This is a genomic window from uncultured Cellulomonas sp. (genome assembly GCF_947494015.1).
GTDB lineage: Bacteria > Actinomycetota > Actinomycetes > Actinomycetales > Cellulomonadaceae > Pengzhenrongella.
Genome location: NZ_CANLTL010000006.1, coordinates 140,767 through 160,225, shown reverse-complemented (window position 1 = coordinate 160,225; position 19,459 = coordinate 140,767). Strand labels below are relative to the sequence as shown.

Here is a 19,459-nt window from a genome sequence, read left to right as displayed (position 1 = left end):
GCGTGTCAGCCGTTGCGGCCCCGGCCGTTCCCGTTGCCGCCCGCGTTCGAGCCGCCGTTGCCGTTGCCCTTCGCGTCGCCGTTGCCGTCACCGGCCGCGGCGCCCGGCCCGGCCGCGACCGGCTCGACCGCCGGCTCCTCGTCGGCGGCGCCCGCGTTGGTGTCCCCGCCGTCGCTCCCGGCCGACACGTTGAGGGTCACCTCCGAGCCCACCTGGACGGTGGTGGCGCGGTTGGGGTTGGTCGAGATGACCTGGCCGGCCGGCTCGTCGCTCTCCACGTCCTCCCGCACGGGCACCAGGCCCAGCTCGGTCAGGCGGGCGGCGGCGGCCTCGTACGTCTGGCCCACCAGGTCCGACGGGATGGTGGCGGTGGTCGGGGCGACGGCGATGGTCAGCGCGACGTTGGTCGCCTGCGGCACCTGACCCGGGCTGCGGCCCTGCGCGATGACCGAGTCCGGAGCCGCGTCGCTCTCCTCCTCGGTGATGGTCGAGCTCAGCCCGAGCTCGTCGAGCGTCGCCAGCGCGTCGGCGCGCGACATGCCGACCAGGTCGGGCAGGTCGACCTGGCCCGAGGCGACGAAGAGCTTGACCGGGGTATTCGGCGCGAGCATCGTGCCGGCCGCCGGATCGGTCTCGGTCACCTCGTTGCGGTCCACCCGTGCGGCGTTGACGAACTCCACGCTGCCGACCTCGAAGCCCGCGTCGCGCAGCTCGGCCGAGGCCTGCTCCTGGGTGAGGCCGGCGACGTCGGGCACGGCGACCGCGTCGGGCTCGGCGGCGACGGTGACGCGCACGGCGGAGCCGACGTCGACCTGCTCCCCGGCGCCCGGGTCTGTGCTCAGGACGATGCCCGGGTCGACCTCCTCGCTGGGTTCCTCGACCCGTTCCATCACCAGCCCGAGCTCGGTGAGCTGCTGCTGGGCGGCCTCCTGCGTCGCGTCGACGAGGTCCGGCACCGCGACGGTGTCGACGCCCGTCTCGCGCTCGTTGAGCACCGCGAGGGCGATGATCGCCGCGATCGCCGCGACGCCGATCAGCACGAGGGCCCAGATCAGTCCCCGCCGGCGCGGCGGGTCCTGGCGGGTGGCGGCCGGTGCGGAGGACGACGTGGCGGGCACGGCGGCCACCGGGGTGGCGGCGGTGGGCGGCCAGCCGCCGCCGGCCGGCATGACCTGCGTCGTGGGTCCGAGCGGGGACAGGATCTCGGTGGCCGGCGCCGCCGCGGCCTCGGCGGCCGCCGTCGCGGCGAGGACCCCGAGTGCGGGCGCCGCGACCTGGCCGCCGCGGGCGGCGGACTCCAGGTCCGACCGGAACTCCGCCGCGGTGCTGTAGCGCGAGTCGCGCTCCTTGGCCAGCGCCTTGAGCGTGATCCGGTCCAGCGACTCCGGGACGTCGGACGCGAGGGTGCTCGGGGCCGGGGCGGGTTCGCGGACGTGCTGGTACGCGACCGCGACCGGTGAGTCGCCGGTGAACGGCGGGCGTCCGGTGAGCAGCTCGAAGAGCAGGCACCCGGTCGAGTACAGGTCGCTGCGCGCGTCCACGCTCTCCCCGCGGGCCTGCTCGGGGGACAGGTACTGCGCGGTGCCGATGACGGCCTGCGTCTGCGTCATCGTCGCCGCGGAGTCCGCCAGGGCCCGGGCGATGCCGAAGTCCATCACCTTGACGGCGCCGGTCGGGGTCAGCATGACGTTGGCGGGCTTAATGTCGCGGTGCACGATGCCCGCGTGGTGGGAGTACTCCAGCGCCGACAGCACGCCGGCGGTGATCTCGACGGCCTCCTCGATGGGCACCGCCTGGCCGTCGCGCAGGATGTCGCGGACGGTGTGCCCCTCGACGTACTCCATGACGATGAACGGCACGTGCGCGACCGCGCCCGTCGGCGCGGTGATGACGTCCTCGCCGGTGTCGTAGACGGCGACGATCGCGGGGTGGTTCAGGGAAGCGGCGGCCTGCGCCTCGCGCCGGAAGCGCGCCTGGAACGACGGGTCGCGGGCGAGGTCGGACCGCAGGATCTTGATCGCAACGGTGCGCCCGAGCCGGGTGTCATGGCCGATGTGGACCTCGGCCATGCCACCACGGCCGATGAGCTCACCGACCTCGTACCGGTTGGCGAGGATCCGGGGTGCGTCGTCGACCACTACGCGTCCTTGTCTGTCGAGAGGGTGCGCGGCGCCTGGTCCCCCGGGCGCGCGCCTGCGTCGATCATCCCATCGCCACCGCGGGAGCCCGGTGCGGGCACCTCCGCGAGCGTGTGCGCGGGCCCGGCGGCGCCCGCGCCGTCGGGGCCGGAGCCGCCCACGGTATCGGCCAGGGCCGCGCCGAGCAGCGCGACCAGGAGGACGAGCAAGCCGATCAGCGGCCAGCTCCACCGGCCGAACCTGCCGAACCGGCGGCCCGTGGTGGTGGAGGTGCGGGTCGGCGTCGCCATCGTGTCGGTCCGGCTGCCGGCCCGGGGGCGCGTCGCACCGTGGTCCTCGGGGCGCGGGTCGCCGGTCGAGGAGCCGGTCCGCGGCCGGGCGCCCGTCGCCGTCGGGCGCGTCGAGGACCGGGTCGACCGGCCGGTGCCGGGGGGGCCGGCCGCCGGCACGCCGGGGGCTGGCGTGGGCGGACGCCCCGGCGGGCGGCCGGCCGGTACCCGCCCCGACGGCGCTCGTCCGCCGGTGGCACGGTCGGTCGCCGACGCCGACCCCACAGCATGGCGGGCGTCCGTGCGCCCGTCCGGCGCAGCGGCCTGCCCGGTCCCGGTCGCCCCGGTGCGCGGGTCGCGCAGGGCGCGGCGCGGCGGGTAGGACGGCGGCGGCGCGCCCGGGGTGTGCCTGGACGTGCCGGACGAGGGGTCCGACGGCGAGCCGGTCGAGGCGCCGGTCGACGCACCCACCCGGGCGCCGGACGACCGGCCCACCGGGGACGCCCCCGCGCCACCGGACCCGGGGGAGGCGGACCACGCAGCGGGCGGCACCGGCGCGACCGACGCGGACCGGTCCGACGCCCCGGTGCCCGACGGTGCCGGCTCGCCGTCGGCCAGCCGGACGCCGTCCGGCGGGGTGTGACCCACCATGCCGTCCAGCGTGCGCGCCAGCGCGGCGGCCGACGGGGGCCGGTCGGACGGCTCCTTCGCCAGCAGCCGCATCACGACGTCGGCCACGGGGCGGCTCACGTGCGGGGGCAGCGGGGGGACGGGGTCGTTGACGTGCGCGACGGCGATGTCGACCGCCGTGGGACCGGTGAACGGGCGCTTGCCGGCCAGCGCCTCGTACGCCACGATCCCCAGCGAGTACAGGTCGGACAGCGCCGTCGCCGGGCGACCGACCGCCTGCTCGGGGGAGAGGTACTGCGCGGTGCCCATGACCATCCCGGTCGCGGTCATCGGCGCCTGGTCCGGTGCGGTGGAGACCCCGAAGTCGGTGATCTTCACGCGGCCGCCCGGCCCGAGCAGGATGTTGCCCGGCTTGACGTCCCGGTGCACGACGCCGGCCGCGTGGGCGGCGTCGAGCGCCCGGGCGGTCTGCGCGAGCACGGGCAGCAGCCGCGCCTCGGGCAGCACCGGCTGGCGCTCCAGCAGGTCGCTCAACGGCTCGCCGTCGACCAGCTCCATGACGAGGTAGCTCGAGCCGGACTGCTCGCCGTAGTCGTACGTCGCCGCGATGTTGGGGTGCGTCAGGGAGGCGGCGTTGCGCGCCTCGGTGCGGAACCGCTCGAGGAATCCCGGGTCGCCGGCGAACTCGTCGCGCAGCACCTTGACCGCGACCGACCGGCGCAGCGACAGGTCGTGCGCGACCCACACCTCCCCCATCCCGCCGACGGCGATCTGCCGGTCCAGGCGGTAGCGGCCGCCGAGAGCGGTCCCCTCGGCCGGCCTCACCGGGCGAGCACCGCCTCGAACACGGCGCGGGCGATGGGCGCGGCGACCCGGCCACCGGTGGCCTCGTTGCCCGCGTCACCGCCGTTCTCGACGATGACGGCGACGGCGACCTGCGGGTCGTCGGCGGGAGCGAACCCGGTGAACCAGGCGTGCGGAGCGGCGTCGTCGGTGGTCTGGGCGGTCCCGGTCTTGCCGGCGACCCGCACGCCGGGGACCTGGGCGGCGGTGCCGGTGCCGCTCTCCACGACGCCGACCATCATCTCCGCCAGCGCCTGCGCGGTGGCCTGCGACATCGATGTGCGCAGCACGTCCGGCGAGGCCTCCTCGACGACCTCGAGGTCCGCGCTGCGCACGGTGCTGATCAGGTACGGCTCCATCTGCTCGCCGCCGTTGGCGATCGCGGCCGAGACCATCGCCATCTGCAGCGGCGTGGCCCGTACGTCGTACTGACCGATGGCCGACAGCGCGGTCTGCGGGGCGTCCGGGTCCTCGGGGAACCGGCTCGGCACCACGGTCAGCGGGATGGACAGCGGCGCACCGAACCCGAACCGCTGCGCCTGCTCACGCAGCGCGTCGGCGCCGAGGTCGAGCCCGAGCTGGGCGAAGGCGGTGTTGCACGACGTGCGCAGCGCCTCGCGCATCGTCACGGTGCCGCCCGGACCGCAGGACGCCCCGCCGAAGTTGCCGATGGTCGCGCTCGAGCCGGGCAGCGGCAGGACGTCGGGGGCCGCCAGCTCGCTGTCCGGCGTGAGCCCGGCCTCGAGCGCCGCGGCGGCGTCGACCAGCTTGAACGTCGAGCCGGGCGGATAGGTGTCGCCGGCGATCGCGCGGTTGACGAGCGGCTCGGCGGGGTCGGCGTCCAGGGCCCGGTACGCCTCGTTGACGGCCGTGGTGTCGTGCCCGGCCAGCACGTTCGGGTCGTACGTCGGCGAGGACACCATCGCCAGCACCGCGCCGGTCCGCGGGTCCAGCGCGACCACGGCGCCCCGCTGCGAGCCGAGCGCAGCGGCCGCGGCCTGCTGCACGGCCGGGTCGATGGTCAGCTCCACCGAGGACCCCTGCGGCTGGCGCCCGGTGACGAGGTCCTCGATGCGGGACCAGAACAGCGAGTCCGCACTTCCGGTGAGCAGCTCGTTCGCGGCCCGCTCGATGCCCGTGCGGCCGAACACGACGGAGTAGAACCCGGTGGCGTGCGCGTAGAGCGGCCCCTGGGCGTAGCTGCGCTGGAACCCGAACGGGTCGTCCACCGGGGTCGAGGACGCGACCGGCTCCCCGCCGACGACGACGGGGCCGCGGAAGTTGTCGTACTCGCGGTACAGCGTGCGCACGTTGCGCGGGTCGGCGTTGAGCTGGGCCGCCTGCACGTACTGGACCCAGGTCGCGGCGCCCATCAGCGCGAGGAACATCGCGATGACGACGACGGCGATGCGGCGCACGGGGGTGTTCATCCGCGCGCCTCCTTCAGCCCGGTGAGGATCTCGGTGTCCTGGTGGTCGGTGCCCGGGTGGCCGGGGTCGCGACCGTAGCCGTCGCCGGGACCGGGACCGGGACCGTGGCCGGGGTCCGGCCGGTCGCTGCCCGGGCGCCCCGGTGCGGCGGGCGCGGGGCGGCGCGCGCTGTCGGAGATCCGCAGGATGAGCGCGACGATGACCCAGTTCGCGAGCAGCGAGGAGCCGCCGTACGCGAGGAACGGCATGGTCAGGCCGGTCAGCGGGATGAGCCGGGTGACCCCGCCGACGACGACGAAGCACTGGAACGCCACCACGAAGGCGACGCCGCCCGCCAGCAGCTTGCCGAACCCGTCCCGGACGCCGATCGCGGTCCGCATGCCGCGCTCGGCGAGCACGAGGTAGGTGACCAGCAGCGCGAGCAGCCCGGTCAGGCCGAGCTCCTCACCCAGCGACGCGACGATGAAGTCGGACTCCGCGAACGGCACCAGGTCGGGCCGTCCCTGACCCCAGCCGGTGCCGAAGAGGCCGCCGTTGGCCATCCCGTACAGGCCGCGGACGAGCTGCCCGGACCCGCCGGGGGACTGGTTGAACACGTCGTCGTCGAACGCGTGCAGCCACGCGTCGAACCGCGCGTCGACGTGCGGGAACACCTGGGCGGCCAGCAGCGCACCACCGCCGAACAGCAGCATGCCGAGCGCGATCCAGCTCGTGCGCTCGGTGGCCAGGTACAGCATCGCGACGAACAGGCCGAAGAACAGCAGCGAGGTGCCCAGGTCCCGCTCGAACACCAGCACCGCGAGCGAGCACGCCCAGACCACGAGGATCGGCCCCAGGTCACGCACGCGCGGCAGGTGCAGGCCGCCGATCCGCGGCCCGGCCAGGGTCAGCGTCTCCCGGTGGGTCACGAGGTACCCGGCGAAGAACACCGCCAGGGCGATCTTGGCGAACTCGGCCGGCTGCAGCGACATCCCGCCCAGCCGCACCCAGATCCGCGCCCCGTTGATGGTGGTGCCCAGCCCCGGCACGAGCGGCAGCACCACCAGCACCAGCCCGACCACCATCGCGGTGTAGGTGTAGCGCCGCAGCGTGCGGTGGTCGCGCAGGACGACGAGCACGACCGAGGCGAGCAGGACGCCGAGCGCGGTCCACGCCAGCTGGCGGGTCGCGAACGCGGTGACGTTGTCCCGCGCGGCGTAGGCGAGGTCGATGCGGTAGATCATCGCCAGGCCGATGCCGTTGAGCGCGATGGTCGCCGGCAGGATGACGGGGTCGGCGTAGGGCGCCCGCAGCCGCAGCACGACGTGCAGGACGAGCCCGAGCACTGCCATGCCGGCGCCGTACCCGGCGATGTTCCCCGGCAGCTCGCCGGTCACGTTCAGGCCGACCAGCGCGTAGGCGCCGACCGCCAGCGCGAGGGCGAGGACGAGCAGCCCGAGCTCGACCCCGCGGCGGGGGCGGACGCGGTGGGGGGCGACCGTCACCATCAGGGACCGGCCGTGGGGGTCGGGTCCGGCGTGACCAGCGGCGTGGGTGCCGTGGTCGCCCCGGGCAGCGGACCGTCGCCGTCGTCGGCCTCCACCGTGTCGAGCCCGGCGACCAGGTCGCGGGCGCCGTCCAGGGAGGTGGTCCGGATGGTCTGCTCCAGGCGTGTGCGGACGTAGGCGGGCAGGTCGTCGACCGTCAGGTCGCCGCGCTCCACCACCGCCGAGAGCGTGACCGGGCCCAGCGTCTGGGGGATGCCGCGGTAGATCGCGACGTCGTCGTCGGCGAGGCCGACGTAGTACTGGTCCTGCGTCCACCGGTAGCCGAGCGCGCCCGCCACGCCGACCGCCGCGAGCACGACCACCACCACGAGGGCGGTCACGACCCGCCGGCGCCCGCGTCCCGGGCGGTCGTCGAGGTCGTCGGCGTCGTCGGGGTCACCGGCCCGACCGGCTGCCGGGGTGGTCGCCGTGGCGCCCGCCGCCCCGGCGCCGAGCCCGGCCGCACGCGCCGCGGGACCGTCGGCAGCCGCCGTCGGTCGGGAGCGGGAGATGGCCGCGGAGCCGACGACGTCCGCGGCGGTGACCGGTGCGGCGCCGTCGGGCAGCGTGTCCAGGTCGACGACGTCGGCCACGATCACCGTGACGTTGTCCGGCCCGCCGCCCCGCAGCGCGAGCTGCACGAGGCGGTCGGCGCACGCGCCGACGTCCGGCACGGCCCGCAGCGTCTCGGCGAGCGTGTCCGCGCTGACCACGCCGGACAGGCCGTCCGAGCACAGCAGCCAGCGGTCGCCGGCGCGGGCCTCGCGGACCGACAGGTCCGGGACGATCTCCATGTCGAAGTCGCCGAGCACCCGCATGACCACCGAGCGCTGCGGGTGGGTCTCGGCCTCCTCGGCGGTGATCTTGCCGGTGCTCACCAGGTGCTGGACGAAGGTGTGGTCCGTGGTGACCTGGGTCAGCTCGCCGTCGCGCAGCAGGTACGCCCGGGAGTCGCCGATGTGCGCCATCGCGAGCTTGCTGCCGGACCGCAGCAGCGCGGTCACGGTCGTCCCCAGCCCCGCGAGCTGCGGGTCGGCGTCGGCGCAGGCGAGCAGCTCGTCCTGGGCGGCGTGCAGCGCCCGGTCGAGCTCGGCCAGCGCGTCGTCCGGCCCGTGCGCCTCGTCGTCCAGCGGCGCGAGGGTGGCGACCGCGACCGACGACGCGACGTCACCGCCCGCGTGCCCACCCATGCCGTCGGCGACGACGAGCAGGTGCGGGCCGGCGTACGCGGAGTCCTGGTTGTTGGCGCGCACCAGCCCCACGTCGGACCGGGCGGCGTAGCTCAGGGCGATGGTCACGTCGGTGCCGTCCTCATCTCTGCAGCTCGAGGACGCTCTTGCCGACCCGGACCGAGGCGCCCGGCGCGACGGGCGTGGGCCGGTCCACCCGGGCCTGGCCGAGGAACGTGCCGTTCGTCGAGCCGAGGTCCTCGACGAACCACTGGCCGCCCTCGGGGTAGAGCCGGGCGTGGCGGGAGGAGGAGTAGTCGTCGTCCAGCACGAGCGTGCACGACGGCGCCCGCCCGATCAGGATGGCCGACGACGTCAGCGGCAGCGTGGTGCCGGTCAGCGGCCCCTCGGTCACGACCAGCCGGCTGGGGGCGGCGTCGCGCCGGGTGTCCCCGGCCGGCGCACCCGCCCGGGTCGCGTCGCCCCCGCGGGCACCGCGCCGGCGCGGGACGATCCGGGTGCCGTAGAGGTCCCGGCGCAGCACCCCGATCGCGGACAGGACGAACACCCACAGCAGCACGAGGTAGCCCAGGCGCAGCAGCGTGATGGCGAGCTCGCTCACGACGCGCGCTCACTCATCGTGGGCGGCGTCCGCTTCGCCGGTCCAGAACATGATGCGCGTGCGCCCGATGGTCAGCGTGTTGCCGTCCAGCAGGGTCGCCGCCGGGACCTGGTGCCCCTCGACGAACAGCCCGTTGGTCGACCCGAGGTCGGTGGCGATGACGCCGTCGCGGGTCACCCGGATCTCCAGGTGGCGCCGGGACACCCCGGGGTCGTCCACGATGATGTCGGCCTCGGAGCCGCGCCCGATCACGGTGACCGGACCGGTCAGCAGGTACCGCTGCCCGTCGATGTCCACCAGGGGGTGTCGTGCGCTCGGCGCGGCGGTCGTGGCCGGGGCGACGGCCCCGCGGGCCGTGGCGCTGCGCACCCGGAACCGGCCGGTCTCCAGGTCGTCGTGCTCGTCGAAGGTCACGGTGACCGGCCCGACGAACGCGTACCGCTGGCTGCCGGCGTGGTCGGTGACGTTCGCCGCGAGCTCGTCGGCGAGGGTCTCCGCTCCCCAGTCGACGACCTGCTGGTAGTCGGTCGGGGACAGCTCGATGGTGAAGTCGTTCGGCACGACCGTCCGGTCGCGGTCCACCACGGCGGCGCGGTCGTCGACCTCACGACGCAGCGCGCTCGCGAGCTCCACGGGCTTGACCTCGCTGCGGAACGCCTTGGCGAAGGCCGTGTTGACGACCCGCTCGACGCCCTGCTCGAACCTGTCGAGGATGCCCATGACCACCTCCTTGCGCCGTCGTCCAGTTGCCCACGCAGGACCCGCGCAGTGCGTGACCTGGGCAGGCGGGCACCGGACGGCGGGCCCCCGTCCTCCCCGATGGTAACGATCCGGCGTCGCTGCGGCGCCACTGTGCCGGGTGAGACGGTCGCGAGTCGGCCCCGGGGCTCCGCGTGCGGCCGGCCGGTCGGCCGCCTCCTGGTGCCCCGGGCGCCGGATCGCCCCGGGGCACCTCGGAGGCGATGCGGGACCCACCCGGACACCGTGCTAATGTGCTCCGGCGCGCGCGAGTGGCGGAATGGCAGACGCGCTGGCTTCAGGTGCCAGTGTCCGAAAGGGCGTGGGGGTTCAAGTCCCCCCTCGCGCACACAGAACGGCCAACCCCCGGTCGGACCTCGGTCCGGCCGGGGGTTCGTCGTTGGTGGCTGGGCGGTCGGTGGGGTGCCGGCGGCTGCGTGGAGGAAGGGAGCCGGTGTCGTGCTGGAGCGGTGCCCGCTGACGCCCGTCGCGACGAGCGTGCGACCTGCCGTGCGCCCCGCCGACGGCGTGCCGGCGCTGACCGCGTGCCGCCTGTGCGCGGGGGAGAGCCTCGGGGAGCCGGGGGACGTCCCCGGCGGTCAGCTGGACCGGCTGCGCGCCATCGAGTCCCGCGGTGCCGCCCGGCTCGCGCTCGTCGAGTGCCTGGACGAGTGCGACCGCGGTGACGTCGTCGTCGTTCGGCCCAGCCCCGCGGGCCGCCGCGCCGACGGCCGCCCGGTGTGGTTCGAGCGGCTCGCCGGCGACGGGCCGACCGCCGAGCTCGCGGGCTGGCTCGACCGGGGCGGTCCCGGCCACGCCCCGGTACCGACCGTGTTGACCGACCGCGTCATCCGCCGTCGGGACTGACGCGGCACACCCCGGGTCGGGGCGGTGTGCGGGGCGGCTGCCCGCTCTCGTGCCGCCTCGTCGCGTGCCGGGGCCCGGGTCAGGCGGTCGCGGACCCGTCGCCCGGGCCGGGCCGGGCGTCGGCCAGGGCCTGCTCCAGAGCGGCCCGGTCGAGCCTGGGCAGGTAGGCGGGGGTGCCCGGCGCGTGCCGCCAACCACCGGCCAGCGGTCCGGCGTCGACCACGTCGAAGCCCAGACGGTCGATGATCGACGCGACCACGGCCTTCGCCTCGGCGTCGTCCCCGGAGATCGCCAGGGCGCGGCGGCCGTCGGTGCCGGCCGGCAGTCCCTGGCTGCCGAGGTCGGCGGCGGTGATGTGGTTGAACGCCTTCACGACCCAAGCCCCGGGCAGGTGCGCCGCGAGGAGCTCGGACGACGAGGTCTCGCCGGAGTCGAGCTCCGGGCGGTGGCCGTCCCGCTGGGAGTAGTAGTTGGTGGTGTCGAGGACGACCTTGCCGGCCAGCGGCTCGACCGGGACCTTGTCGATCGCGTGCAGCGGGACCGTCACCACGACGACGTCGCCCTCGGTCGCGGCCTCCACGGCGGTGCCGGCGCGGGCGGCGTCACCCAGGTCGGCGACCAGGTCGACCAGCGTCTGCGGTCCGCGCGAGTTGCTGATGATCACCCCGAGACCGGCCCCGACCGCCAGCCGCGCCAGGGTGCTGCCGATGTGCCCTGCTCCGATGAGTCCGATCGTCGTCATGCCCGCCGCAACCTCGCCGGCACCCACGGTGTTCCCCACCGTGGCGGGGACGCGGGGCGGTGCCGCACACCGGCCGGAGCGGCGGGGGCCGAGATGCCGGACCGCCGCCCGCAGCGGACGATCGAGGTCCCGGCGCGGACCTGGCGCCGACGAGCAGAGGAGCACCATGAGCGTCAAGGTCGCGATCGTCTACTACTCGGCCACCGGCACGTTGCAGGGGATGGCCGAACGGCTGGAGCAGGCCTGCGTCGCGGCCGGCGCGGAGGTCCGGCGCCGGCACGCAGCGGAGATCGCCCCCCAGCAGGCCATCGCGTCCAACCCCGCCTGGGCCGCGCACGTCGAGGCGATGAAGGACGAGCCGACCGCCAGCGCGGACGACCTCGTGTGGGCCGACGTCGTGCTCCTCGGCTCGCCGACCCGGTACGGCAACGTGGCCAGCCAGTTCCAGCAGCTGCTCGACACCACCGGACCGGCGTGGTCCCAGGGCCAGCTCGCCGACAAGGTCTACGCCGGCTTCACCGCCTCCCAGACGGCGCACGGCGGTCAGGAGTCGACGCTGCTGGCGCTCTACCACCAGGTGGCGCACTGGGGCGGGATCCTGGTCACACCCGGCTACACCGACCCGGTGAAGTTCGTGGACGGCAATCCCTACGGCGTCTCGCACGCGACCGGCGCCGACAACGACATCCCGCTGGGCCAGCCCCAGCTCGACGCGCTCGACCACCTGGCCCGGCGCACGATCACGATCGCGCGGCGCCTGCAGGACTGACGGGGCCGGCCAGACCCGGCGACGGCGGCGGAGCCTGCGCCCCGCCGCCGTCGTTCCGTGCCCTCGCGGACGCCGGTCAGTACTGCAGGGCCACCTTGAGGATCTTGCCGCTCGGCGGGGCGCCGTCGCCGGGCAGCGCCTCGGTGGTGACGTAGAGCGACTTGCCGTCCACCTCGACCGCGGCCGGCAGGGCCGCCTCGAGGAAGGTCTGCGGCGTGGACGAGCCGCGCGGGATCACCGACACCTTGCCGCCGAAGAGCTCGGTCACGAAGATCTCACCCTTCGGTCCGACGGCCAGGTTGGTCGCACCGGAGAAGGCGCGCGCGACCAGCTCGACGGCGCCGGACCTCGGGTGCACCCGGTACACCGCGCCCAGCGGCAGACCCGGTCCCTCCGGCCCGCCGGGCAGTGACGTGGCGTACAGCCATCCGTCCGTGCCGACCTCCACGTCGGTGGGCACCGACTCGAGCAGGTAGGTCGAGCCCACCGCGCACTCGGGCAGTCCGAGGCCCCCGGCGACGTCGGCGGTGACCTCCAGCGGCGTGGGCGGGAGCACCGCGACGGTGCTGACGTCACCGTGCCGGTCGACGGAGAGGATGTCGTTGCCGCCCGCGTCCGCGACCAGCACCTTGCCGTGCCACAGCTCCGTGGCGTACGGGTGGGAGTCCAGGGCACCGGGGTAGCTGACCGGGATGCCCTCGGGGATCTCGCAGCCGTCGGCCAGCCCGACGAAGCCGTACGTGATCTCACCGTCGGGGTTGTGGTCGCGCTCGTGCTGACCCAGGTCCGCGAGGACCTGCTCCTCACCGCGCGGGGTGCGGGTCACGAGGTGCGCGTCGAAGTCGGGCGTCCCCGCCCCGATGGAGGTCGTGTAGTACAGGCGGCTGCCCTGCGACGACACCGAGCCGAGCTCGACGTCCGGGGACGGCGACGTCACGACCGGGGTGACCGCACCCTTCCGGACGGCGTCGATGGTGCCCGCGAAGTTCTGGCTGACGTAGACGGTGCGGTGGGTGCCGACGTCCAGGCTCAGCGGGCCGACGAGACCGTCGGCGAGCACCTCGGGGGTGCCCGCGGTCGGTACCGGCCAGCGGCCGTGGCCGTGGTCGTCGCGCGCCTGCGCGGCGCCGCCGGTGGCGACCAGCGCACCGCACAGGACGGTGGAGGTGAGAGCTGCGCGCAACGTCCGCGGCAGGGTGGAACCAGGCATGGGTGCTCCCGTGAGAAGGAGAGGACGACGTGAGGTAGGGCGTCGCGAGGACGTCCCGACCGGTCGGCGCTGCGGCTCCGTCGAGCCAGGGCGCGGACCTTCGCGTGCGCCGGCACACGGCCGGGCGCGTGCGCCGTCGCGCACGGGAGAAGTGCAGCGCACCACGCGGTACCGGGGCAAGAGGGTAGGGAACGGACATTTCGGGCGGTGTCGCGGCGGCCCGGTGGCCGCCGGTGGCACAAAGCGGTGGCGCGGTCCGCCGCGTCGGACGTACGGTCGTGCCATCGAGGAAGGAGGTGGTCCAGAAGTGAATTTTCTTCGGACGCGAGAGGTGACTGTCCACTAGTCGCCCGATCCATCGGACGGCACTGTCCGGGCTCGACGGCCATGAGCGGCTGGTGAGTCCCAGGCAGTCACCGCAGCCCGTGGGAGCCGCGCACTCGTCCGGCGCGGCAGGACCGCAAGGTCCGGCCCACGGGCTGTTCCATGCCCGCACCGGCCCGCACCGGCCCGCACCGGCCCGCTGCCCCGGGGCTCGCCCGCTGCGCCGGTGGCTGCCGCAGGTGAGAAGGTGTCGCCCATGGTCGAGCTCAAGAGCGCAGCCGAGATCGACGCCATCGGGGTCGCCGGCCGCTTCGTCGCCGGGGTCCTCGCATCGGTCCGGCAGCGCGCCACCGTCGGCACCACGCTGCGCCAGCTCGACGCGCACGCCCACAAGATGATCGACGCGGCCGGTGCGCGGTCGGTGTACCTGGGATACCACCCCTCGTTCGGCGCGATGCCGTACCCGGGTGTGCTGTGCACCTCCGTCAACGACGCGGCGCTGCACGGCCTGCCGTCGGACGCCGTGCTGGCCGACGGCGACCTGCTGAGCATCGACTTCGCGGCCGAGGTCGGCGGCTGGGTCGCGGACTCGGCGGTGTCGTTCGTCGTCGGGACGCCCGACCCGGAGTCGCTCCGGCTGATCGAGACGACCGAGCGCGCCCTGCGGGCCGGGATCGCGGCCGCGCGTCCGGGCGCCCGGATGGGCGACATCTCGGCCGCCATCGGCGAGGTGGGCCGCCGCGCCGGGCTCGGCATCAACGCGGACTTCGGCGGTCACGGCGTCGGACGCACGATGCACGAGGAGCCGCACGTGCCGAACCTCGGCTCCGCGGGCCGGGGGATGAAGCTGCGCACCGGCCTGGTGATCGCGATCGAGCCGTGGTTCATGGCCGGCGGCGACGGCTACCTGATCGACGACGACGGGTGGACCATCCGGTCCGCCGACGGCTCGCGCGCCGCGCACGCCGAGCACACCGTGGCGATCACCGCGCGCGGTCCGGTGGTCCTGACCGCCCCGCCGGGCGGGACCGCCGCGGCTGCCGCGCCCGCGTCGTCGCGGGTGCCGGTACCCGGACCGGGGACCGAACCGACCGACGGGGCGCCGGCGTGAGCCGCACGGGCACGGGCACGGATACGGGCACGGGCGCCGGCGAGCGTGCGCGGCGGTACCGGGTGATGACCGTGTGCACCGGGAACATCTGCCGGTCACCCATGGCCGAGGTCGTGCTGCGCCGCCGGCTCGAGGACGCCGGGCTCGGGGACGTGGTCGAGGTCAGCTCGACCGGCATCAGCGACGAGGAGCACGGCAACCCGATCGACGCGCGGGCGCAGGACGTGCTGCGTGCCCACGGGTACGACGTCCCGCGCCGCGCGGCGCGTCAGGTGCGGGCGACCGACCTGACCGGCCACGACCTCGTGCTCGCGATGACGTCCACCCACGCCCGGGCGCTGCGCCGGTTGGCGAAGACCCCGGACGTCAGCGACCGGGTGGTCATGTACCGGTCCTTCGACCCGGCCGCGCCGGTGACCGACGCCGCCGACGCCGAGCACCTGCTCGACATCGCCGACCCCTGGTACGGCGGTCCGGCCGACTTCGTCGAGTGCCTGGAGCAGGTCGAGGCGGCCGCCGACGCGATCGTCGACCGCGTCCGCGCCGACCTGTCGGCGCGCGAGGTCGCGCCGGGCTGACCGGCCGCCGTCGGGCGACCCCGGGCTCCCCGCAGGGCGGCGCCTACAGCCAGTCGTTGCGCCGGAACAGGGCGTGCAGGCCCACGCACGCGGCCACGATGACCGCGAGCACGACGAAGTACCCGTACCGGGTCTCGAGCTCGGGCATGTGCTCGAAGTTCATCCCGTAGATGCCGGCGATCGCCGTCGGGACCAGCGCGATCGCGGCCCATGCGGAGATCTTGCGCATGTCCTCGTTCTGCCGGACCGACACGCGGTTCTGCTCCACGGTCACCTGGGCGAGCTCGGCCTGGAGCACGTTGCTCAGCAGGTCGTCGTACCCCTCGATCGCGTCGGCGGCGCGCAGCAGGTGGTCGTGCACGTCGCGGAAGTACGCCTGCGCGTCCGGGCCCACGCCGGGCACCGTGCCCTCGACGAGCTGCAGCACCGGCGTCACCAGCGGGACGACCGCACGTCGGAACTCGAGCACCTCGCGCTTGAGCTTGTAGATGCGCTCGGCGTGCTCGCCCGGCACACCACCGAAGACCTGGTCCTCGATCTGGTCGACGTCCACCCCGATGGAGTCGACGATCGACAGGTACTCGTCCACCACGAGGTCCAGGCACCGGTAGAGCACCGCGGCGGGGCCGTGCGCGAGCAGCTCGGGGTCGGCCTCCAGGTCGCGGCGCACCTGGGCGGGGACCTCGGTGTCGCCGTGCCGCACCGTGAGGATGAAGTCGCGGCCCAGGAAGATGGCCAGCTCGCCGATCTTCACGACCTCGTCGTGGTCGACGTACCGCGCCGGCTTCACGACGGCGAACGTCAGGTCGTCGTAGCGCTCCAGCTTGGGCCGCTGGTGCGCCTTGACCGCGTCCTCCACCGCGAGCTGCGGCAGGCGCAGCTGGCGCTGCAGCGCGTCGAACTCCTCGGCGGTCGGCTGGGACAGGCCGATCCAGACGAAGCCCCGCTCGGCGACCGCCACCTCGACGGCACGGCGCACGTCCGCCTCCCCGGGCCGGCGCAGGCCGCCCGCGTACACGCCGCAGTCCACGATCACCCGGCGAGGCTACTCCGCCGGTCCGGCACCCCGGCCGCCGGTGCGCGACGACGCCGTCCGCGACAGGATGGCGGGATGAAGGCGTCGAGCCGGTCGTCCGTCCCCCCGTTCGCCGTGATGGAGATCCTCGCCGCCGCCAACGCGCGCCGCGCCGCGGGGGAGTCGGTGCTCAACCTCTGCGCGGGTGAGCCCGCCACCGGCGCGTCCGACGTCGTCCGGCAGCGGGCCGTCGAGCTGCTGCAGTCCGGCGACCTGGGGTACACCGAGGCGATGGGCGCGCCGCCGCTGCGCGCCGCGATCGCCGAGCACTACGGGCGCTGGTACGGCGTCGACGTCGACCCGGCACGGGTCGCGGTGACCACCGGCTCCTCCGGCGGGTTCATGCTGGCGTTCCTGGCGGCGTTCGACGTCGGCGCCCGCGTCGCCCTCGCCCGCCCGGGCTACCCGGCCTACAAGAACATCCTGGCGGCGCTCGGGTGCGAGGTGGTCGAGCTCGACTGCGGCCCGGGGACCCGGTACCAGCCGACGGTCGACCAGCTCCGGGCGCTCGACCGCCCGGTCGACGGGCTCGTGATCGCCAGCCCGGCCAACCCGACCGGGACGATGATCGGCCCCGAGGACCTCGCCGCGCTCGCGACCTGGTGCGGCGAGCACGGGGTGCGGCTGGTCAGCGACGAGATCTACCACGGCATCACCTACGGCGGCCCGGCACCGTCGACGGCGGCGCGGTACCTGGACCGCGGCGCCGTCGTCGTCAACTCGTTCTCCAAGTACTGGGCGATGACCGGCTGGCGGCTGGGCTGGATGCTGCTCCCGGACGACCTCGTCCGGGCGGTGGACGCGCTGGCCGGGAACGTCGCGCTGTGCCCGCCGGCGCTCGCCCAGCACGCCGGGGTCGCGGCGCTCAGCCCGGAGGGGTACGCCGCGGCGCAGGCCAACGTCGAGCGGTACGCCGCCTGCCGTGACCTGCTGCTCGAGCGGCTGCCCGAGCTCGGGTGGAGCCGCGTCGCACCGGCCGACGGCGCCTTCTACCTGTACGCGGACGTCTCCGCGTCGGGGCTGGACTCGGTGACGTGGTGCGCCCGGCTGCTCGCCGAGGCCGGGGTCGCGCTGACCCCCGGCACCGACTTCGACGGCGTCGACGGCGACGCGTACGTGCGGCTGTCGTTCGCCTCGTCGCTGGAGGTGGTGCGCGAGGCGGTCGACCGCATCGTGGCCTGGCAGCGGACCCTCGCCTGACCGCGGCGACGACGTCTGGGCGCTGACGACTGCTCGCGGACCGACGGGCGCCGGGGGTGCAGCGGTGACCGGCGTTGCTACAGTCGCGGGTCGCTCGAAGGGGGCACCCATGACCGATCACGCCACACCCGTGCGCCGCCTGGTGACCGGGTCCACGCCGTCGGACGGCGTGCACCTGCTGGGTGAGTCCCAGGTGCAGTACGTCGAGCCGGCCGAGCTGACCGTCATGGAGCTGCTCGCCGCCGCCGAGGACATCAGCGCCGACAGCCCCGAGCTGGACCGCGTCGACGCGGGCTCCGCGGTGACGTACCACGTCAACAGCCGGCGCTCGAACGTCGTGCGGTTCCTCGACCTGCCCGCCACCGCGCACGTGCTCGAGATCGGTGCGGGCTGCGGGGCGGTCACCCGGTACCTCGGCGAGACGTGCGCCGTCGTCGACGCCGTGGAGCCGATGCACCGGCGCGCCCAGGTGGCGCGCCAGCGCTGCCGGGACCTGCCGAACGTCGAGGTCTTCGCCGGCGAGGTCGCGGACGTGCCGGCCGAGCCGGTGTACGACGTCGCCCTGGTCAACGGCGTGCTGGAGTACGTCGGCAACGGCACCGCAGACCATGCGCCGTACGAGGCGTTCCTGCGGGACGTCGCGGCGCGCCTGCGGCCCGGTGGCGTGCTGGTGCTCGCGATCGAGAACGCGCTCGGCGTGAAGTACGTCGTCGGCTCACCGGAGGACCACACCGACCGCGAGTACGACTCGCTCGAGGGCTACCCGCGGCCGAACCACGCGCGCGTCTTCAGCCGCGCCGAGCTGACCGGGATGCTCGAACGGTCCGGGCTCGGGGTGGCGCAGGTGCTCGGCGCCTTCCCGGACTACAAGCGCACGGCGGTGCTGCTCGGGGAGTCGCTCGACGGCGTCGACCCGTCGCTCGCGCACCGGATCCCGCCGTTCCCGAGCCCCGACCGGCGCGGCTTCCGGCACCGGGTGGCCGACGAGCACGCGGTCTGGCGCACGCTCGTCCGGTCCGGCCTGACGTGGCAGTTCCCGAACTCCTTCGTCGTGCTGGCGCACACGCCGGGGCCGCAGCCCGCGCTGTGGCCCGACGGGCGGCACGCCGTCTTCGCGCGCAACGTGCGCCGCCGGGAGTTCAGCGTGCGGACCGTGCTCGAGGACGGCCCCGACGGCCCGGTGTTCCGGCGCGAGCGGCACGCGCTGGCCGGGACGGAGGTGGACGGCGTGCGCTGCGTCGCCCAGACCTCGCCGTACCAGCCCGGCGACGAGCTGCTGGACGTCCTGGCGGCCGCGGACGAGAGCCGCATCGCGGCCCTGCTCGGCCAGTGGGCCGACGTCGTGCGCGACGCCGACTGGAGCCAGGGTGCCCCGTTGGACCTGCTGCCGCACAACATGATCGTCGCGCCCGACGGGCGGCTGGTGCTGATCGACGACGAGTACCGCGCCCGGGACTGGAGCCGCGAGGACGTGCTCGCCCGCGGCGCGCTCACGCTGGGGCTGAAGCTGCCCGGGGTGACCGCCGCGCACCGCTGGGCGCAGCGGACGGTCGAGGACCTCGTGCTGCACCTGGGTGCGATGGTCGGCCTCGGGGACGGCTGGCTCGCGGAGGCGGTGCGTCGCGAGGCGACCCTGCGCCGGACCGTGCGCCCGGCCGGACCGGCCGGCACCGGGTTCGGCGGCACGGTGGGACCGTCGGACGAGGAGGCGGCGCTGTGGGCGGGCCTGCGCACGGCGCTGGCCGACGGGCCGCTGGACCTGCAGGCCATCCGGCGGGTCGAGCGTCTCGAGCGACACGTCGCCGAGCTGGAGGCGCAACGCGCGGGCGTCACCGACGGCCAGGGATCCGCCGACGGGGTGCCGGCGGACCGGGACCGGCTCGCCGCCGAGCTGGCCGAGATCCGCGGCAGCCGGGCGTACCGCGCGGTGGAGGCGTACCGGTCGGTGGTCGAGCGGGTGCGCGCGGCGCGCCGCACCCGCTGAGCACACCGGCGTATCGTGGCCGCGGACGACAACTTCATGGCACGACGCTGCTCGAACCGCAGCGGGAGAGTCCTCCCGTCCCGGCCACCCGGCCGGGCCTGAGGCGCCGAAGGAGCAAGTCCCTCCCCGGGAATCTCTCAGGCCCCCGGACCGCCGCGGCCAGGCAACTCTGGAAAGTGGTCGCACCGCGTGCGGCCCACCGACGGTGCACACCGGCACGCCGGCCCCCGAGGG

16 protein-coding genes, 1 tRNA gene and 1 riboswitch are annotated in these 19,459 nt (G+C 75.0%); of the genes, 7 read left to right on the top strand and 10 right to left on the bottom strand.

Annotation, left to right across the window (positions count from 1 at the left end):
- Positions 1 to 5: 5 nt before the first annotated feature.
- The 7 genes from pknB to Q0840_RS08840 are packed head-to-tail and all read right to left on the bottom strand — an operon-like array spanning position 6 to position 9,347.
- Positions 6 to 2,138 carry a Stk1 family PASTA domain-containing Ser/Thr kinase gene (gene pknB, locus Q0840_RS08870; RefSeq protein ID WP_298458896.1) on the bottom strand — a complete coding sequence of 711 codons (2,133 nt, stop codon included), beginning with the start codon at positions 2,136 to 2,138 and terminating at the stop codon, positions 6 to 8.
- Positions 2,138 to 3,862: a serine/threonine-protein kinase gene (locus tag Q0840_RS08865; protein ID WP_298458894.1), complete on the bottom strand. Its 1,725-nt coding sequence runs from the start codon at positions 3,860 to 3,862 to the stop codon at positions 2,138 to 2,140. The genes pknB and Q0840_RS08865 overlap by 1 nt, the downstream gene beginning before the upstream one ends.
- A complete protein-coding gene (locus tag Q0840_RS08860) occupies positions 3,859 to 5,310 on the bottom strand; it encodes a penicillin-binding protein 2 (RefSeq protein ID WP_298458892.1) in 1,452 nt (483 codons plus the stop codon). The genes Q0840_RS08865 and Q0840_RS08860 overlap by 4 nt, the downstream gene beginning before the upstream one ends.
- The gene (locus Q0840_RS08855; protein WP_298458889.1) at positions 5,307 to 6,797 is read right to left on the bottom strand and encodes an FtsW/RodA/SpoVE family cell cycle protein; all 1,491 of its coding nucleotides are present in this window, start codon (positions 6,795 to 6,797) and stop codon (positions 5,307 to 5,309) included. Before Q0840_RS08855 ends, Q0840_RS08860 begins: the two co-directional genes overlap by 4 nt.
- A complete protein-coding gene (locus Q0840_RS08850) occupies positions 6,797 to 8,134 on the bottom strand; it encodes a PP2C family serine/threonine-protein phosphatase (protein ID WP_298458887.1) in 1,338 nt (445 codons plus the stop codon). Before Q0840_RS08850 ends, Q0840_RS08855 begins: the two co-directional genes overlap by 1 nt.
- A gap of 13 nt (positions 8,135 to 8,147) precedes the next feature.
- Entirely contained in the window at positions 8,148 to 8,627 is a 480-nt protein-coding gene (locus Q0840_RS08845) for an FHA domain-containing protein (protein WP_298458884.1), read from the bottom strand.
- A gap of 9 nt (positions 8,628 to 8,636) precedes the next feature.
- Entirely contained in the window at positions 8,637 to 9,347 is a 711-nt protein-coding gene (locus Q0840_RS08840) for a DUF3662 and FHA domain-containing protein (RefSeq protein WP_298458882.1), read from the bottom strand.
- A 284-nt stretch (positions 9,348 to 9,631) separates the two neighbouring features.
- Here Q0840_RS08840 and Q0840_RS08835 point away from each other — a divergent pair.
- Positions 9,632 to 9,714 (top strand) — tRNA-Leu (locus Q0840_RS08835).
- Positions 9,715 to 9,875: 161 nt separating this feature from the next.
- On the top strand, positions 9,876 to 10,232 hold the full coding sequence (locus Q0840_RS08830; protein ID WP_298458880.1) for a hypothetical protein: 357 nt from the start codon (positions 9,876 to 9,878) through the stop codon (positions 10,230 to 10,232).
- Positions 10,233 to 10,311: 79 nt separating this feature from the next.
- Here Q0840_RS08830 and Q0840_RS08825 read toward each other — a convergent pair whose 3' ends face one another.
- Positions 10,312 to 10,974 (bottom strand): NADPH-dependent F420 reductase, encoded by a 663-nt coding sequence (locus Q0840_RS08825; RefSeq protein ID WP_298458877.1) that lies wholly within the window; start codon positions 10,972 to 10,974, stop codon positions 10,312 to 10,314.
- 166 nt (positions 10,975 to 11,140) lie between these two features.
- Between Q0840_RS08825 and Q0840_RS08820 the strand changes: the two genes are divergently transcribed.
- A complete protein-coding gene (locus Q0840_RS08820) occupies positions 11,141 to 11,743 on the top strand; it encodes a flavodoxin family protein (RefSeq protein ID WP_298458875.1) in 603 nt (200 codons plus the stop codon).
- A 76-nt stretch (positions 11,744 to 11,819) separates the two neighbouring features.
- Here the strand turns inward: Q0840_RS08820 and Q0840_RS08815 are convergent, their stop codons facing one another.
- Positions 11,820 to 12,953 carry a ScyD/ScyE family protein gene (locus Q0840_RS08815; protein ID WP_298458873.1) on the bottom strand — a complete coding sequence of 378 codons (1,134 nt, stop codon included), beginning with the start codon at positions 12,951 to 12,953 and terminating at the stop codon, positions 11,820 to 11,822.
- 580 nt (positions 12,954 to 13,533) lie between these two features.
- Here Q0840_RS08815 and map point away from each other — a divergent pair.
- On the top strand, positions 13,534 to 14,388 hold the full coding sequence (gene map / locus Q0840_RS08810) for a type I methionyl aminopeptidase (protein ID WP_298458869.1): 855 nt from the start codon (positions 13,534 to 13,536) through the stop codon (positions 14,386 to 14,388).
- Between the two features lie 65 nt (positions 14,389 to 14,453).
- Complete coding sequence (locus tag Q0840_RS08805) at positions 14,454 to 14,966, top strand: low molecular weight protein-tyrosine-phosphatase (protein WP_298459080.1); 513 nt, start codon at positions 14,454 to 14,456, stop codon at positions 14,964 to 14,966.
- Between the two features lie 43 nt (positions 14,967 to 15,009).
- On the opposite strand, the gene corA is transcribed toward Q0840_RS08805, so the two are convergent.
- The gene (gene corA, locus Q0840_RS08800; RefSeq protein ID WP_298458867.1) at positions 15,010 to 16,002 is read right to left on the bottom strand and encodes a magnesium/cobalt transporter CorA; all 993 of its coding nucleotides are present in this window, start codon (positions 16,000 to 16,002) and stop codon (positions 15,010 to 15,012) included.
- 75 nt (positions 16,003 to 16,077) lie between these two features.
- Between corA and Q0840_RS08795 the strand changes: the two genes are divergently transcribed.
- Together Q0840_RS08795 and Q0840_RS08790 are read left to right on the top strand one after the other, a co-directional pair.
- Entirely contained in the window at positions 16,078 to 17,241 is a 1,164-nt protein-coding gene (locus tag Q0840_RS08795; RefSeq protein WP_298458864.1) for a pyridoxal phosphate-dependent aminotransferase, read from the top strand.
- A 109-nt stretch (positions 17,242 to 17,350) separates the two neighbouring features.
- Complete coding sequence (locus Q0840_RS08790) at positions 17,351 to 19,225, top strand: bifunctional 2-polyprenyl-6-hydroxyphenol methylase/3-demethylubiquinol 3-O-methyltransferase UbiG (protein WP_298458861.1); 1,875 nt, start codon at positions 17,351 to 17,353, stop codon at positions 19,223 to 19,225.
- Positions 19,226 to 19,277: 52 nt separating this feature from the next.
- Positions 19,278 to 19,388, top strand: a riboswitch (glycine riboswitch).
- The last annotated feature ends 71 nt before the right edge of the window (positions 19,389 to 19,459 follow it).

Coding starts and splice junctions, on each gene's coding strand:
- Q0840_RS08860 (WP_298458892.1), bottom strand. CDS start 5,310: ATGAACACCCCCGTGCGCCGCATCGCCGTCGTCGTCATCGCGATGTTC.
- Q0840_RS08855 (WP_298458889.1), bottom strand. CDS start 6,797: ATGGTGACGGTCGCCCCCCACCGCGTCCGCCCCCGCCGCGGGGTCGAG.
- Q0840_RS08840 (WP_298458882.1), bottom strand. CDS start 9,347: ATGGGCATCCTCGACAGGTTCGAGCAGGGCGTCGAGCGGGTCGTCAAC.
- Q0840_RS08825 (WP_298458877.1), bottom strand. CDS start 10,974: ATGACGACGATCGGACTCATCGGAGCAGGGCACATCGGCAGCACCCTG.
- Q0840_RS08820 (WP_298458875.1), top strand. CDS start 11,141: ATGAGCGTCAAGGTCGCGATCGTCTACTACTCGGCCACCGGCACGTTG.
- Q0840_RS08815 (WP_298458873.1), bottom strand. CDS start 12,953: ATGCCTGGTTCCACCCTGCCGCGGACGTTGCGCGCAGCTCTCACCTCC.
- map (WP_298458869.1), top strand. CDS start 13,534: ATGGTCGAGCTCAAGAGCGCAGCCGAGATCGACGCCATCGGGGTCGCC.
- Q0840_RS08805 (WP_298459080.1), top strand. CDS start 14,454: ATGACCGTGTGCACCGGGAACATCTGCCGGTCACCCATGGCCGAGGTC.
- Q0840_RS08795 (WP_298458864.1), top strand. CDS start 16,078: ATGAAGGCGTCGAGCCGGTCGTCCGTCCCCCCGTTCGCCGTGATGGAG.
- Q0840_RS08790 (WP_298458861.1), top strand. CDS start 17,351: ATGACCGATCACGCCACACCCGTGCGCCGCCTGGTGACCGGGTCCACG.